The sequence below is a fragment of the Kribbella kalugense genome (genome assembly GCF_004365875.1).
Taxonomy (GTDB): Bacteria; Actinomycetota; Actinomycetes; order Propionibacteriales; family Kribbellaceae; genus Kribbella; species Kribbella kalugense.
On record NZ_SODF01000001.1, the window covers coordinates 1,169,665 to 1,183,449 of the forward strand.

Annotated in this window: 11 protein-coding genes; 2 read left to right on the forward strand and 9 right to left on the reverse strand. The window is 68.4% G+C overall.

Annotated features, from left to right (window positions below):
• The first annotated feature begins 46 nt into the window (after window positions 1–46).
• The gene (locus EV650_RS05425; RefSeq protein ID WP_134115942.1) at window positions 47–739 is read left to right on the forward strand and encodes a GntR family transcriptional regulator; all 693 of its coding nucleotides are present in this window, start codon (window positions 47–49) and stop codon (window positions 737–739) included.
• On the opposite strand, the gene EV650_RS05430 is transcribed toward EV650_RS05425, so the two are convergent.
• The 7 genes from EV650_RS05430 to EV650_RS05460 form a co-directional block, all read right to left on the reverse strand.
• The gene (locus EV650_RS05430; protein ID WP_134115945.1) at window positions 721–2,478 is read right to left on the reverse strand and encodes a gamma-glutamyltransferase family protein; all 1,758 of its coding nucleotides are present in this window, start codon (window positions 2,476–2,478) and stop codon (window positions 721–723) included. The genes EV650_RS05425 and EV650_RS05430 overlap by 19 nt on opposite strands.
• A complete protein-coding gene (locus tag EV650_RS05435; RefSeq protein ID WP_134115947.1) occupies window positions 2,475–3,452 on the reverse strand; it encodes an ABC transporter ATP-binding protein in 978 nt (325 codons plus the stop codon). The genes EV650_RS05430 and EV650_RS05435 overlap by 4 nt, the downstream gene beginning before the upstream one ends.
• The gene (locus tag EV650_RS05440) at window positions 3,452–4,429 is read right to left on the reverse strand and encodes an ABC transporter ATP-binding protein (RefSeq protein ID WP_134115949.1); all 978 of its coding nucleotides are present in this window, start codon (window positions 4,427–4,429) and stop codon (window positions 3,452–3,454) included. The genes EV650_RS05435 and EV650_RS05440 overlap by 1 nt, the downstream gene beginning before the upstream one ends.
• Window positions 4,426–5,298 carry an ABC transporter permease gene (locus EV650_RS05445; RefSeq protein WP_134115950.1) on the reverse strand — a complete coding sequence of 291 codons (873 nt, stop codon included), beginning with the start codon at window positions 5,296–5,298 and terminating at the stop codon, window positions 4,426–4,428. Before EV650_RS05445 ends, EV650_RS05440 begins: the two co-directional genes overlap by 4 nt.
• Window positions 5,298–6,251 (reverse strand): ABC transporter permease, encoded by a 954-nt coding sequence (locus EV650_RS05450; protein WP_134115951.1) that lies wholly within the window; start codon window positions 6,249–6,251, stop codon window positions 5,298–5,300. The genes EV650_RS05445 and EV650_RS05450 overlap by 1 nt, the downstream gene beginning before the upstream one ends.
• Window positions 6,248–7,933 (reverse strand): ABC transporter substrate-binding protein, encoded by a 1,686-nt coding sequence (locus tag EV650_RS05455; protein WP_238174032.1) that lies wholly within the window; start codon window positions 7,931–7,933, stop codon window positions 6,248–6,250. Before EV650_RS05455 ends, EV650_RS05450 begins: the two co-directional genes overlap by 4 nt.
• Before the next feature lie 130 nt (window positions 7,934–8,063).
• The gene (locus EV650_RS05460) at window positions 8,064–8,558 is read right to left on the reverse strand and encodes a GNAT family N-acetyltransferase (protein ID WP_134115952.1); all 495 of its coding nucleotides are present in this window, start codon (window positions 8,556–8,558) and stop codon (window positions 8,064–8,066) included.
• A gap of 439 nt (window positions 8,559–8,997) precedes the next feature.
• Here EV650_RS05460 and EV650_RS05465 point away from each other — a divergent pair, with 439 nt between their 5' ends.
• Window positions 8,998–9,417, forward strand: coding sequence for a DUF4232 domain-containing protein (locus EV650_RS05465; protein WP_134115954.1), 420 nt, complete (start codon window positions 8,998–9,000; stop codon window positions 9,415–9,417).
• Between the two features lie 97 nt (window positions 9,418–9,514).
• Here EV650_RS05465 and EV650_RS05470 read toward each other — a convergent pair whose 3' ends face one another.
• A complete protein-coding gene (locus EV650_RS05470) occupies window positions 9,515–10,675 on the reverse strand; it encodes an SWIM zinc finger family protein (protein WP_238174033.1) in 1,161 nt (386 codons plus the stop codon).
• A 63-nt stretch (window positions 10,676–10,738) separates the two neighbouring features.
• Entirely contained in the window at window positions 10,739–13,783 is a 3,045-nt protein-coding gene (locus EV650_RS05475; RefSeq protein ID WP_238174034.1) for an SCO1167/SCO6262 family helicase, read from the reverse strand.
• Window positions 13,784–13,785 lie beyond the last annotated feature (2 nt).

The window sequence follows — 13,785 nt, forward strand, 5'->3', positions numbered from 1 at the left end:
GATCGGCTACCGTGGCGCGCAGGCCAAGCGGGGAGAGGAGCCAGGGGTGGAGCAACTGGACGGTGAGGACAGGCCGATCATGGGCATACGCACCATCGGTGCGGATCATGTCGCTCTGCGCGAGCAGGTACTCACGGAACTGCGCCGGCGGATCGTGGACGGCGAGTACAGCCAGGGTGAGCGGCTGACCGAAACCCGGCTCGCGGACGACTTCGGAGTGTCGCGGAACCCGGTCCGCGAGGCACTCCGCGTGGTCGAGGCCGAAGGCTTCGTGCAGATCCTGCCGCGACGTGGCGCCGTCGTTGCGACCCTCGACGACACCGCGGTCCGTGACCTGTTCGCCGTACGGCAACAGCTTGAGACGCTGGCCGCCGGCCTGGCCGCTGAGCGAGCCACCTCTGAGGGGATCGCTGCGTTGCGTCGCCTGATCGAGGAGGCCAATGAGGCAACCGAGGCCGAGGATTTCGATCGGGTCGCCGAGCTGAACAGCGAGTTCCACCGGGCCGTGATCGAGGTCAGCGAGAACCGTTGGCTGCACTCGATCTCGGCCGCGATGTATCACCACGTCCACTGGGTGTTCCGGGGCGGCGCCGCGCAGCGCGCACCGCACTCGTCGGTCGAGCACGTGCGACTGGTCGACGCGATCGAGGCAGGTGACGCGGCGGCCGCGAGTACGGCCGCCGCCCTGCATGTGGAGGCCGCTATGAAGGCGGCCTTCGGTCAGCGGCCGACCGCGTAACCCTGCATGCCGCGCGGGTTGGCCGCCGCGGCGAGAACCCCGTCGGCCTCCTTGCGTACGGCGCAAAGCCGGCCGAGGCTCCACGGATCCGAGTCGGTGACGACGTGCCCGCGTCGTACCAGCTCGTCGCGGATGTCCTTGCCGACCCGGGTCTCCATCACCAGACCACCTGGCTGAGTGGCGCGCGGATAGAACGACGACGGGAAGCTGGTCGTGTGCCAGGCCGGCGCGTCGATCGCCTCCTGCAGGTCCACACCCGCGCCGAGATGGCGGAGGAGGAACAGCAGTTGCCACTGGTCCTGCTGGTCGCCACCGGGTGACCCGCAGGCCATGACCGGCTCGCCGTCGCGCAGGACGAGCGTCGGCGTGAGCGTCGTACGCGGCCGCTTGCCCGGGGCGAGCGAGGCCGGCAGGCCCTCCTCGAGCCAGAACATCTGCGCCCGGCTACCGAGGCAGAAGCCCAGCTCGGGGATCGTCGGCGAGGACTGCAGCCAGCCGCCGCTCGGCGTCGCCGAGATCATGTTGCCCCACTTGTCGACGACGTCGACGTGACAAGTGTCGCCGCGCGTGACGCCGCCGGAGGACACGGTCGGCTCACCCGTGGTCGCGTCGCCGGTTTCGTTGCCTGCGGCAAATGATGGGAGCACCGGCTTGCGGTCGTCCGGGCTTCCGGGGCGAAGGTCGAGCGATGCGTCCGGACCGACCAGCTTCGCCCGCTCGGCGGCGTACGCGGGGGAGAGGAGCGTGTCCAGCGGTACGTCGGCGCCGTCGCCGTACCAGGCCTCGCGGTCCGCGTACGACAGCTTCATCACCTCGACCGTCGCGTGCACGCCCTCGGCAGTGTCCAGGTCGACGTCACCGAGCGCCGCGAGTACGGCGAGGGACTGTAGCAGGGCAGGACCCTGACCCCACGGACCGGTCTTGGCGACGGTGTAGCCGTTCCAGTCGTACGTCGCTGCGTCCTCCCAACTCGCTTGGAAGGCGGCCATGTCGTCGCCTGTGATCAGGCCGGCGTGGTCCTCGCCGCTGGAGTCGCGGTGCGGCAACCGCGAGAACTTGTCGATCGACTCCGCGACGAAACCTTCCCGCCAGGTCTTCCGAGCCTGCTCGATCTGCGCCTGCCGATCCGTTCCGGCAGCCTCTGCTTCGGTCACGAGCTTCTCGAGCGTTGCGGCGTACGCCTGGTTGCTGAAGCGGCCGCTCACCGGGCGTCCGTCCTTCAGCCAGAGCGCGGCCGACGTCTGCCAGTGGTTCTCGAACAGGTGCTGCACGGTGCCGATGGTGTCGGCGACCCGCGGCACCAGCGGGTGACCATTGCGGGCGTATTCGATGGCTGTCTCGAGTACGACGCGCAGCGGCAGGGTGCCGTGGTCGCGGAGCAGGAGCAGCCAGGCGTCGACCGCGCCGGGGACTGTCGCGGCGAGCGGGCCGGAGCCAGGCACGAGGGTCAAGCCGAGGGAGCGGAAGTGCTCGATGGTCGCACCGGCCGGAGCGACGCCCTGGCCGGACAGCACACGCGGTGCGGGGTCGTCGGCGGTCGCGATGATCACCGGAACCTCACCGCCGGGTCCGTTGAGGTGCGGCTCGACCACGTGCAGTACGAACCCTGCCGCGGCGCCCGCGTCGAACGCGTTCCCACCGAGCTCGAGGATGCGCATCGCCGACTGCGAGGCCAGCCAATGCGTGGACGAAACCATCCCGAACGTACCGCGCAGCGTGGGCCGGGTGGTGAACGTCATCGGGCAGCTCCTTCTGTTGGTCGTACGTCTGGTCCGGTTCCGTCGTCGTTGACGAGGTGACAAGCCACCTGGTGTCCACCTTCTCCGATCGTGCGGCGTTCGGGCACGACTGTCCGGCATTTGTCCACCGCGACGGGGCAGCGGGTGTGGAAGCGGCACCCGGACGGCGGGTCGATCGCCGACGGGAGGTCGTCGCCGAGGAGGACGGGGCGGCGGGCGCGTTGCTCGGCCGGATCGGGTACGGGCGCCGCCGACAGGAGCGCCTGCGTGTACGGGTGCGCGGGCTTGCCGAAGATGCGGGCTCGCGGCCCTTGTTCGACCAACTGGCCGAGGTACATCACCGCGACCTCGTCGGCGAGGTACTCGACCGCGGACAGGTCGTGAGTGATGAACAGGCAGGCGAACCCGAGGTCTCGTTGCAGGTCTGCGAGCAGGTTCAGTACTGCGGCCTGCACGGAGACGTCGAGTGCGCTGGTCGGCTCGTCCGCCACGAGCAGGTGCGGTTCCGAGATGAGAGCCCTGGCGATGCTGACTCGCTGACGTTGACCGCCGGACAGCTCGTGCGGAGCGCGGTGGGCGACCTCTGGGCGCAGTCCGACCCGGCGTAAGGCTTCGTTGACCTTGGCCGGGATGTCCTTGCGGCGCATGAGCCGCAGCGGTTCACCAACGATGTCGCCGACCGACAACCGCGGGTCGAGCGAGCCGGCCGGGTCCTGGAAGACGATGGACACATTGCGGCGATGCGGGCGGAGCTGGCGGCGGTTGAGATGGGTGATGTCGACACCGGCGAGGTGGACCGTACCGCCGCTTGGCTCGACCAGCCGGACGATGCACCGACCGACCGTGGACTTACCCGAGCCGCTCTCACCCACCAGCGCGACGACCGAACCCTGCCGGATCCGGAGTGTGACACCGTCGACCGCGCGTACAGGTCCGTAATGCATGACCAGGTCTTCGACCTCCAGCGCGTCCATCAGACCTCCACTGGTTCTCGGACCGGGTTCCAGCACGCGACTCGGTGCGGACCAGGTGTCAGCTGCGGCTGAGACGTCGTACACGTGTCGACCGCTCGGGGACAGCGGTCGGCGAAGGTGCAGGCGTCGGGTTGTTCGGTGAGGACCGGGACGAGGCCGGGGATCTCGTTGAGGCGCTGCGATTCCGCGTGCCGCCCGGCGGCGGGGGAGGCGCCGAGCAGGCCCGTCGTGTACGGGTGCTGCGGATTGGCGAACAGGTCGTGAACCTCGGCTGTCTCGACGACACGTCCGGCGTACATCACCGCGACCCGATCAGCGAGATCGGCAACGACACCGAGGTCGTGAGTGATCAGCACGATGCTCGTGCCGAGTCTCTCCCGTAGTCCTCGCAGTACGTCGAGGATGCCGGCCTGGATCGTGACGTCGAGGGCTGTGGTCGGCTCGTCGGCGATCAGGACCTTCGGGTCGCAGGCGACGGCCATCGCGATCATCACCCGCTGCCGCATGCCGCCGGACAGTTGGTGTGGGTAGTCGCCGATCCGCCGCTCGGCGGACGAGATGCCGACCAGCTTGAGCAGCTCGATCGCACGGGTACGAGCGTCTTGGCGGTTGAGACCGATGTGAGTCCGCAGTACTTCGCTGATCTGGTGGCCGACGGTGAAGACCGGGTTCAGCGAGGTCATCGGCTCCTGGAAGATGTATGCGACCTCCCGACCGCGAATCGAGCGGAGAGTGCGTTTGTCCGCGCCGATCAGCTCGGTGCCGTCGAGCTCGACCGAACCGTCGACGGTCGCGCTGCGGGGGAGCAGACCGGCGATGCTCATCGCGGTGACGCTCTTGCCGCAGCCGGACTCACCGACGACTGCGAGCACCTCGCCGTCACCGACCTCGAAGCTGACGTGATCGACCGCGGACAACGGCCCGTCCTCGGTCCGGAACGTGACCGACAGATCCTTCACTGCGAGAACAGGCGTCATCGACGGCTCGCCTTCGGGTCGAGGGCGTCGCGGAGGCTGTCGCCGACGATGTTGAACGCCAGCGTGAGCAGCATGATCGCGACACCCGGCATCACCGCGGCCCACGGCGCTCTGGACGCGAACTGCTGGGCGTCCGACAGCATCGTGCCGAGGCTCGGGGCGGGCGGCTGGATGCCGAGGCCGAGGAACGAGAGCACCGCCTCGCCCAAGATCGCGGCCGGGATGCCAACGGTGGCTTGGACGATCAACGCCGAGCCGGCGTTCGGCAAGATGTGCCGACCGAGTATCCAGGCGTCCCCAGCGCCCTCGACGATCGCAGCCGAGACGAAGTCGAGCGACTTCAGCCGGAGCGTCTCGGACCGGACGATCCGGATCATGCCGGGGATCTGCGCGATGCCGATCGCGATCGCCGCATTGCCGAGACTCGCACCGCGGATCGCGGCCAGCCCGACCGCGAGGATCAGGAACGGGAACGCCAGCACCAAATCGGTGAGCCGCGAGATCAGCGCGTCGATCGCACGGAAGTACCCGGCGATGAGACCGAGTGGTACGCCGATCACCAGCGAGAACGCGACCGCAAGGATGCCGACGTGCAGAGACGCGCGCAGGCCGAACATGATCCGGGACAACACGTCCCGGCCGAGGTCGTCCGTGCCGAGGAGATGGCCGGCTGTCCCTGGTGGGGCGAACGCGTTGCCGAGTTGGGTCTGGGTCGGATCGTGCGGCGCCAGCCAGTTCGCGAAGACCGCGAGTACGACGGCGATCGCGAGGACGGCGAGTCCGGTGATCGCCAGCGGGTTGCGGAGTACGCGACGTACCACTCGGCGGCTGTTGCTGCGGGGCGGGACGAGGGCTTCGACGACTGCCATCAGGCCTCACCTCGGACGCGGATGCGCGGATCGATGACGGAGTACAGCAGGTCGACGAGCAGGTTGATGACGATGTACGCCGTCGCCGTGACCAGGACGACGGCCTGGATGACCGGGTAGTCGCGCTGGAAGACCGCGTCGACGGTGAGCTTGCCGAAACCGGGGAGGGCGAAGATCCGTTCGGTGACGACGGCTCCGGAGATCAGCGCACCGAGCTGGAGCCCGACGATCGTGACGACGACGATCAAACTGTTGCGGAGGGCATGCTTTCCGATCACTGCCTTGGGCGGGAGGCCTTTGGCTTCCGCCGTCCGGATGTAGTCGGCGGAGAGGGCGTCGAGCATCGAGGATCTGGTCTGGCGCATGATCACGGCGGCCAGGCCAGTGCCGAGGATGACCGCCGGGAGGATCAGGTGGTGCAGGTTCGCCACCGGGTTGGTGAAGAACGGGACGAAGCCCGAGGCGGGAAAGAGGCCGAGGGCAACGGACAGGTAGAGGATCGCCATCAGTCCCAGCCAGAAGTGCGGGACCGACAGCCCGAGCAGGGCGAGTCCGTTGGCGGCCCATTCGGCCGGACCACCTCGTCGTACCGCTGCCAGTACACCGGCCCCGACTCCGATCACGCTGGCAATCACGATCGCCAGCACCGACAACTCGATCGTCACCGGCAGGGCGCTCAGGATCATCGACCGGACCGGCGTACCCGTCCGGATCGACTCGCCGAGATCGCCTCGCGCGGCATGACTGACGAACTTCCAGAACTGCACGAGCCACGACTGATCCAGCCCGTACTGCTGCCGGATGGCCCGCAACGATTCCGGATCCCGCTCCTCGCCGGCCAGCGCCAGCGCCGGATCCCCGGGCAACGCCCGCACCCCGACGAACACCACGATCGTCGCGAGCACGAGCGTCACCAGGCTCTGCCAGAGCCGGTTGAGGAGGTATCGCCTCACTTGGCGAACCCGGCGAAGGCCGTCCGGATCACCCCGTCGGGGTAGACCTGGATGCCGAGGAGTTTCTTCGAGACCCCGGTCAGGTTGCGCTGGCGGTACATGTAGATGATCGGGTCGTCCTGCTGGAGTTTGGCGACGACCTCGCCGTACAGCTTGACCCGCTCGGCCTGGTCGGTGGACTGGCGGGCATCGGTGAGGAGCTTGTCGACGTCCGGGCTGCTGTAGCCGGAGACGTTCTGGCTGCCGGTGGTGGCGACGAAGCTGAAGATGTTGGCATCCGGATCGACCCGCCCGGACCAGCCGAGCTGCAGCAGCTCGAAGTCACCACGGTCCTGCTGGTCCAGCAGGGCGGCGTACTCGACCGGCTTGATCACCAGGTCGAATCCACCCTCCTTCACCATCCCCTGCAGTGCCTGGGCGAGCCGCAGGCTGTCCGGGTTGTTCGAGGTGACCATCTCGACCTTGTACGGCGTCGGCACGCCGGCGTCGGCGAGCAACTGCTTGGCCTTCGCCGGATCGTGTGCCGGGCAGGCCTGCGCCGCGTCCGAGGTGAACTCGCTCTTCGGCGAGACCGGTGAACAGGCGACGGTGTTGAGGCCTCCGAAGAGCGACTTGACCAAGGCGTCGCGGTCGATCGACAAGGCCAGCGCCTGCCGCACCCGCGGGTCCTTCGCGATCGGGGTGCCGAGTGACTTGAGCGGGTTGCCGAGACCGTTCGCGTTGCCGATGTTGATGGTCAGGCCCTGGTACCCGAGCGACTGGGACTGCAGCACGCTCACGCTGTCGTCCTTCTGCAGCGTCGGTGCGTCCTGCGTCGACAACGAGTCGGCGACCTGCGCGTCGCCGGACTTGAGGTTCGCCGAGCGGATGCTGGAGTCGGTGATGATCCGGTACTCGATCGCGTCCAGGTGCACCTTCGCGGCGTCGTAGTACTGCGGGTCCTTCACCACCTTGATCGAGTTCTGCGCGACCCGGCTGGCGAACTTGAACGGGCCGACACAGACCGGCGCGTTGGAGAAGTTCGCACCCAGCTTGGCGACCGCGGCCGGGCTGAGCACCATGCCGGCCCGGTCGGCCAGCGCCGCGGTCAACGGCGCGAACGGCTTGGACAGCTTGATCACGACTGTCTTCGGGTCCGGCGTTTCGATCGAGGTGATCGGGCCGAGCTCGCTCTTCCGCGCCGAGCCGGCCAGAGTGAGGTCGCGGTTCAGCGAGATCTTGACCGCATTCGAGTCGAACGTGCCGCCGTCGGCGAACTTCACGCCCTGCTTCAACGGGATCGTCAGGCTGAGGCCGTCGGCGGAGATGGTCGGGAGCGCGGTCGCGAGTTGCGGTACGAGCTTGGCGTCCGGCCCGAGGTCGTACAGCTTCTCGCACATCGTGTGGAAGACGTACCGCGAGTACAGGCTGCGCGACAGGGTCGGATCGAGCTTGTCCGGGTCGGCGGACAGCGCGACCGTGAGCGTCCCACCCTGTTTGACCTGGGCCGCGTCGGCCGCCGTACCGAACACGTCTTGGCCGGCGGTCGACTGACTGCTGGACGAGCTGTCGCTGCCCGCCTGCTCGACCGGCGAGCAGGCGGTCCCTACTAGGGCGAGCGCAACGACGGCCGCGCCGATCCCGGCTACAGTGCGTTGCCGGGTGCCGGGCATGAAACGGTTCAGTGAGAGTCGACGAGTCATCGGAGGGCTCCTGAGTAGGCGGTTCTGTCGACTGTTTCATGTATACAAGGTTGTTGCGCAAGTGATTCGGCGAGTTTGACTGAACCTTTTACGACCGCCCGCCGTACTCAGAGTGGAACGTTCAAGTCCGTCAGTCGGCGACCGGATAGACGAGGTCGCCGGCCGGTACGGCGTGCCCGTCGAAGGCCAGCGCCATCAGGCTCGGGCCGTCGTACTGCGGGTGGCGAACGCCGAACTCGGTCGCCGGCCGGAACCCGAACCGTGGGTAGTACTCCGTGTGGCCGAGCAGCACGACCGCACGCTCACCGCGATCACGCGCGGTGTTGAGGGCGGCCGTGATCACCGCTTTGCCGGCTCCTTGCTGCTGGTACGCCGGGAGCACGGCGACCGGTCCCAGCGACAGGATCGGTACGTCGTCGATGTGACAGCGGGTGAGGAGCGCGTAGGCGATGGGCTCGTCGTCGACCGTTGCGACGAACGACATGCCGGGGATCCATGCGACCGGGTCGGCGCGATGGGCATCGAGGAAGTCGACTTCGTACTGGCGGCCGAAGGCTAGACGGGTGATGTCGCGAAGGGTTTCGACGTCGGACGCGGTCTCGACGCGGGTGTTCCATGTGGACAACGGAGGTGCCTTTCGAAGGTCAGAGGGTGAGTTGAGTAACCGGGCGCGCGTGGGCGCTGGATGGCGCGGTCATCAACTCACCTCCTCCTTCGAAGTCGCGATCAACTTTAGCGGGGTGTGAGGCGTCAATCATCTGAATTCGTCAGCTGAACAAGGGGTCACTTCAGTGAACGTTATCTGCGGGAACCATAAGAGTCGGGGCAGTTGGAGAAGGTATGCCCTCGGGGCCGGTGCGGTCGCCGCACTCCTGACAACCGCCGCCTGCGGGTCAGCAGATGCGGCGGACGGGAGCAAGCCCTCCGACCAGCACAGTGCCACGAGCTCGCCGAGCGCAACGACCTCGCCGACGGCACCGACCTCGATTTCGGCGCGGCCGGCGAAATCGACTGCGAAGCCTTCGCAGCTGCCCACCGACGACGCGAGTGTCGACCTGTGCACCATGGCGGACCTGACCTTCACCGTCACGAACTACGACGCGCCGGGCGAAGACGTGCGCCACCTCATGCTGGTGGCCGTGAACAAGGGGGCCAAGAAGTGTGACGTCCAGGGCTATCCGGAGGTCACGCTGGGCGACGCCAAGAGCTACGCCCCGGTCAAGGAGGCGACCAACTCTGGCGAGGCAGTCACCCTTGCCCCGGGCGAGAAGGCGTACGCCGGCGTGCTCGCCACCGGCGGCCAGAGGGACACCTACACGGTCAAGTTCATCACCGTCGGCCTCGGCAGCCCCGGCGGCGAGACCGAGCCGGAAAAGGCGGTCAAGGTGAAGATGCCTGTCCCCTCCTTCGAGGCGGACGACGGCCAGCTCGTCACGTACTGGGCAGGCACCGAGGGCCTCGCCATGCGCCCGGTCACGTCCTGACCAACCACATCGCTGCGGCTAGCGCATCGCTCACCCCCGGCTTGGCCATACCGGCCGCACCACCCTCACCACCCGCTGACCAGCGGCCGCACGGGGTTCACCACTCGATGACCAGCGGATCCTTGGACGGCGTGCCGGCTGGGATCCAGGTGTCGTCGACGAGCCGGTACGGGTGCCAGCGGCCGTGGCGGTCGAGGCGGAGTTGGGTGTCGGCGCTGATCGTCAGCTGGTTGAGGGCTGTGGTGATGGCCAGCTCGTCGTCGGTCGCGAGCAGCTCGGTCCGAGCGCGGTTGAGCTCGGCTGGGTCGGGCGTCCAGGTGTGCTCGAGTACGTCGAGTCCGGGCGCACCGCCGTACCGCCAGGCTTGGATGCCGAGGGCAAGGTCTCGTCCCGTTGCCTCGGTCAACGGTGTGGTGAGCTCGGGGAAGTCGGCGGCCAGACGGATGGTGTCCTGCCATTCGTCGAGCGGTTGCGGTTCGCGTGTCCCGTGGAGGAGTGCGTTGAGGATGGCTCGAGCTCGGCGGGCGGCGTCGAGCACGAGGAGCTGAAGAACCGCCGGCCCGAAGCCGTCCGGCGGCTCGATGCCCGTGACCGCGAGCTCGTCGAGGCCGACCTTGGCGGGCAGCACTGGTACGTCGGGCAGCTCGGCGGGCGTCGTTGCGAGGACGTCGGCGACTGAGATCCCGGCCTCGGTCGGACGGGTCGCCGAGAGCTGGAGCTCGTCGAGGAGCGCCTCGCGAGTGCGGCCGCGGAGTAACAACAGCACGAACGGGTCGGCGTCGAGGAGCCACGCGACCTGGTAGCACAGGGCGGCCGCATGTTGGCAGGGGAGTTCCCAGGCGTCGCAGGTACAGCTCGGGTCGAGATCGCCGATGCCCGGCAAGAGCGTGACGCCTGCGTCGGCGGCGGCCTCGACCAGGTCATGCGGCATCTCGCCGTCCAGCAATGCCGCGATGTGACCGACCCGCGCGGCGACCTCCGCCTGGAACCGGCGCCAGTCGTCGGCGCTCAACTCGTCGACGCGTACGACGGACTCGTAGGTGTCCTCGGGGGAGTACACCGTGGCCGCGATCCGGCCCGGGCTGATCGTGATCGTCCCGACCTGCCCGGAGTTCGCGTACCGGCGGCCCCTCTTCAGCTGGTCGTTGTCGAGCGACGTGTCCTCCATCGCCTGCACCCACGACCGTGCCCACCAGGACCGCCCACGAGTGCTCCGATGCTGAGCGGCGTACGCCGGAAATCCTCGGACGTCACTCACAACACACCTCCACCAACGCACTCCACAAGCACCGATCCGTCGCCACCTCAACCACGCCTCGGCTCATCGGGCGCCTCCGCGTAGCTCGACGAGGTCGGCCAGTTCGGTGTCGGACAGCTCGGTCAACGCCGCCTCGCCGCCGGACAGCACCGCCTCGGCCAGCTCGCGTTTGGCGGCGAGCATCGCGGCGATCCGGTCCTCAATGGTGCCTTCGGCAATCAACCGGTGGACCTGCACCGGCCGCGTCTGCCCGATCCGGTACGCCCGGTCCGTCGCCTGATCCTCGACCGCCGGATTCCACCAGCGGTCGTAGTGCACAACGTGATCGGCACGCGTCAGGTTCAGACCGGTTCCCGCCGCCTTCAAGGACAACAGGAACACGCGTGACTCACCAGCCTGGAACCGATCGACCATCTCCTCACGCCGCGCAACCGGCGTACCGCCGTGCAGGAGTTGGGTGGGAATGCCGCGCTCGGCCAGGTGCCGCTCGAGCATCCGCGCCATCGCGACGTACTGCGTGAACACGAGCACCGCACCGTCCTCGGCGACGATCGTCTCCAGCAACTCGTCGAGGAGCTCGAGCTTCCCCGAACGACCGGCGAGCCGAGCGTCCGCACCCTCCTTCAGGTACTGCGCCGGGTGGTTGCAGATCTGCTTCAACCCGGTCAGCAACTTCACGATGAGACCGCGTCGCGCCATCCGGTCACTGGCCTGGACCTCGGCCATCAGCTCACGAACAGTTGCCTCGTACAACACCACCTGCTCGCGGGTGAGCGATACCGGCTGGTCGGTCTCCGTCTTCGGCGGCAACTCGGGCGCGATCCCCGGATCAGACTTCTTGCGGCGAAGCAGGAACGGCCGGACCAGCTTCGCCAGTCGCGCGGCGACCTCCTCGTCCTTGTCCGCCTCGATCGGCGTCGCCCACTGATTCCGGAACGACCCAAGCCGCCCGAGCAACCCGGGCGTCGTCCAGTCGAGAATCGCCCACAATTCGGACAGATTGTTCTCGACCGGCGTACCGGTCAGCGCAACCCGCGCCTGCGCCGGCACAGTCCTTAGGGCCTTCGCCGTTCCCGACGACGGATTCTTCACATGCTGCGCTTCGTCAGCGACCACCAGCCCCCACCGATGATCAGCCAGCCGTACGGCGTCGCGCCGCAACGTCCCGTACGTCGTCAGCACGAAGCCGTCCCGCGCGTCGTCGAGGGATCGCGACGTCCCGTGGAATCGGCGTACCGACGTGCCAGGAGCGAACCGCTGGATCTCGCGCTCCCAGTTGCCGAGCAGCGATGCCGGGCAGACAACGAGCGTCGGTCCGGCGGTGTCGGCGGACTGCTGGCGATGGAGGTGCAGCGAGATGAGCGTGATCGTCTTGCCGAGACCCATGTCGTCGGCGAGGCATCCGCCGAGGCCGAGCGACGTCATCCGGGCGAGCCAGCGGAGGCCGCGCAGTTGGTAGTCGCGCAAGGTGGCATGGAGCTCGGCTGGGGCCTCGATCGGCTCGTCGGCGCGATCGGGATCGGCGATCCGAGCACGTAGGTCTTCGAGCCAGCGGGTGGGGGTGACGGCGATCTGCTGGCCGTCGATCTCGGTGGTGCCGGTGAGCGCGACGCCGAGGGCGTCGATGGCGGTGACGGGTTTGAGGATTCGTTCGCGGGCCTTGCGGGCGAGCTCGGGATCGATCAGCATCCACTGGTCGCGCAGGCGAACGACCGGGCGGGTGGCTTCCGCGAGCTGGTCGAGCTCGGCCTCGGTCAACGGATCGTCGCCGAGGGCAACTTGCCAACTGAAGTCGAGCGATGCGCCACCACCGAAGAACCCGGGCATGTCCTTCGGCGGGCCGTTGGGCGAGGTGATCGCCGCACGCGCCGTCAACGCGCGCCCGAGACTCCGCGGCCAATGCAGCTCCACCCCAGCCGCCGCCAACCGCTGCGCCGCTCCCGCCAGGAGGTCGGCCACCTCTTCGTCCGCCCAACTCATGCCGTTTGGTACGGGCTGGTCGAGCAGTTGGCCGAGCGGCGCCCAGACGCGGGCGGCTCGGCGGATCGCGAGGGTGGCGTCGATGCGCGCTCGCGGTCCGAAGCCGGGTACGTCCTGGGACCAGACGTCGTCTGCGTCTCGTACCAGCGTCGGATCCTTCAAACTGTGCAACTGCACGACCGCGCTGAACGCGAGCGAGTCACTCAACTCGATCCGCAGCGAGATCCGCACCCCGGTATCGAGCCCCACCGAAACCTCATCGGCCCAACCCCGCAACCCCTCAGCCCGCTGAGGCGCCCTCGCGGCAAACAGATCAGTCCGATGAGCCTTAGCCGCCGCCGGCGACCGAGGCATCCCATCAGCCACCGCGTCCAAGAAGTCCCGCAGTAGGTCCTCAGCAACAGGCAGCCGCAACTCGCTCAGCCGGGAGGACAGCGCAGGAGCAGCCGCCCCCTCGGGATCGAGCGACGTGGACCCGACCGAGCCGGACCCGGGTGGGGTGGACCCGCGCGACGTGGGACCGGCTGAGGTGGGGCCGGAGGTGGTCGAGGGCGTGGAAGCGGAGGCGGGTGGGGTGGTGAGGGGGAGGGCTCGGGCTGAGGGGGGCATTGCTTCGGCGAGGGTTAGGAGGCGGGTGATGTCGTCGGGGTCGAGGGGGCCGACGCGCCAGGCGTCGTGGCCGCCGGGAGAGACGCCGGGGAGCAGTTTGCCGCGGGCAACCAGTTGGAGTGCGACCAGTGCGGCACCACCCCAGAACGCTGCCGACGGATGCGCCCCCGCCGCCCGTCGCATCCGCCCAAGCACCGGCACCGCATCCGCCACCGGCACCTCAATCGCCCGCACCGTACGCAACCACGGTCCACCGCCGGACCGCGAAGCCACGTCGCCCGCGCCGGACTGCGCGGACCGCGAAGCCGCGTCGCTCGCGCCGGATTGCTCGGGCGCGCCGTGGTCGTCGGCGCGGGACTCGGTGGGCTCGTTGACGACCAGGTCGAGGTCGACTTGGTCGCCGACTCCTAGCGGGAGGGGGTTGCCGGAGGGGTCCCAGAAGGCGACTCGGCTTGTGCGTGGTGGATCGGCTGGTTGGAAGACCACCGCGTATCCAGCCAGCTCCTGCTCCGTGCCCACCA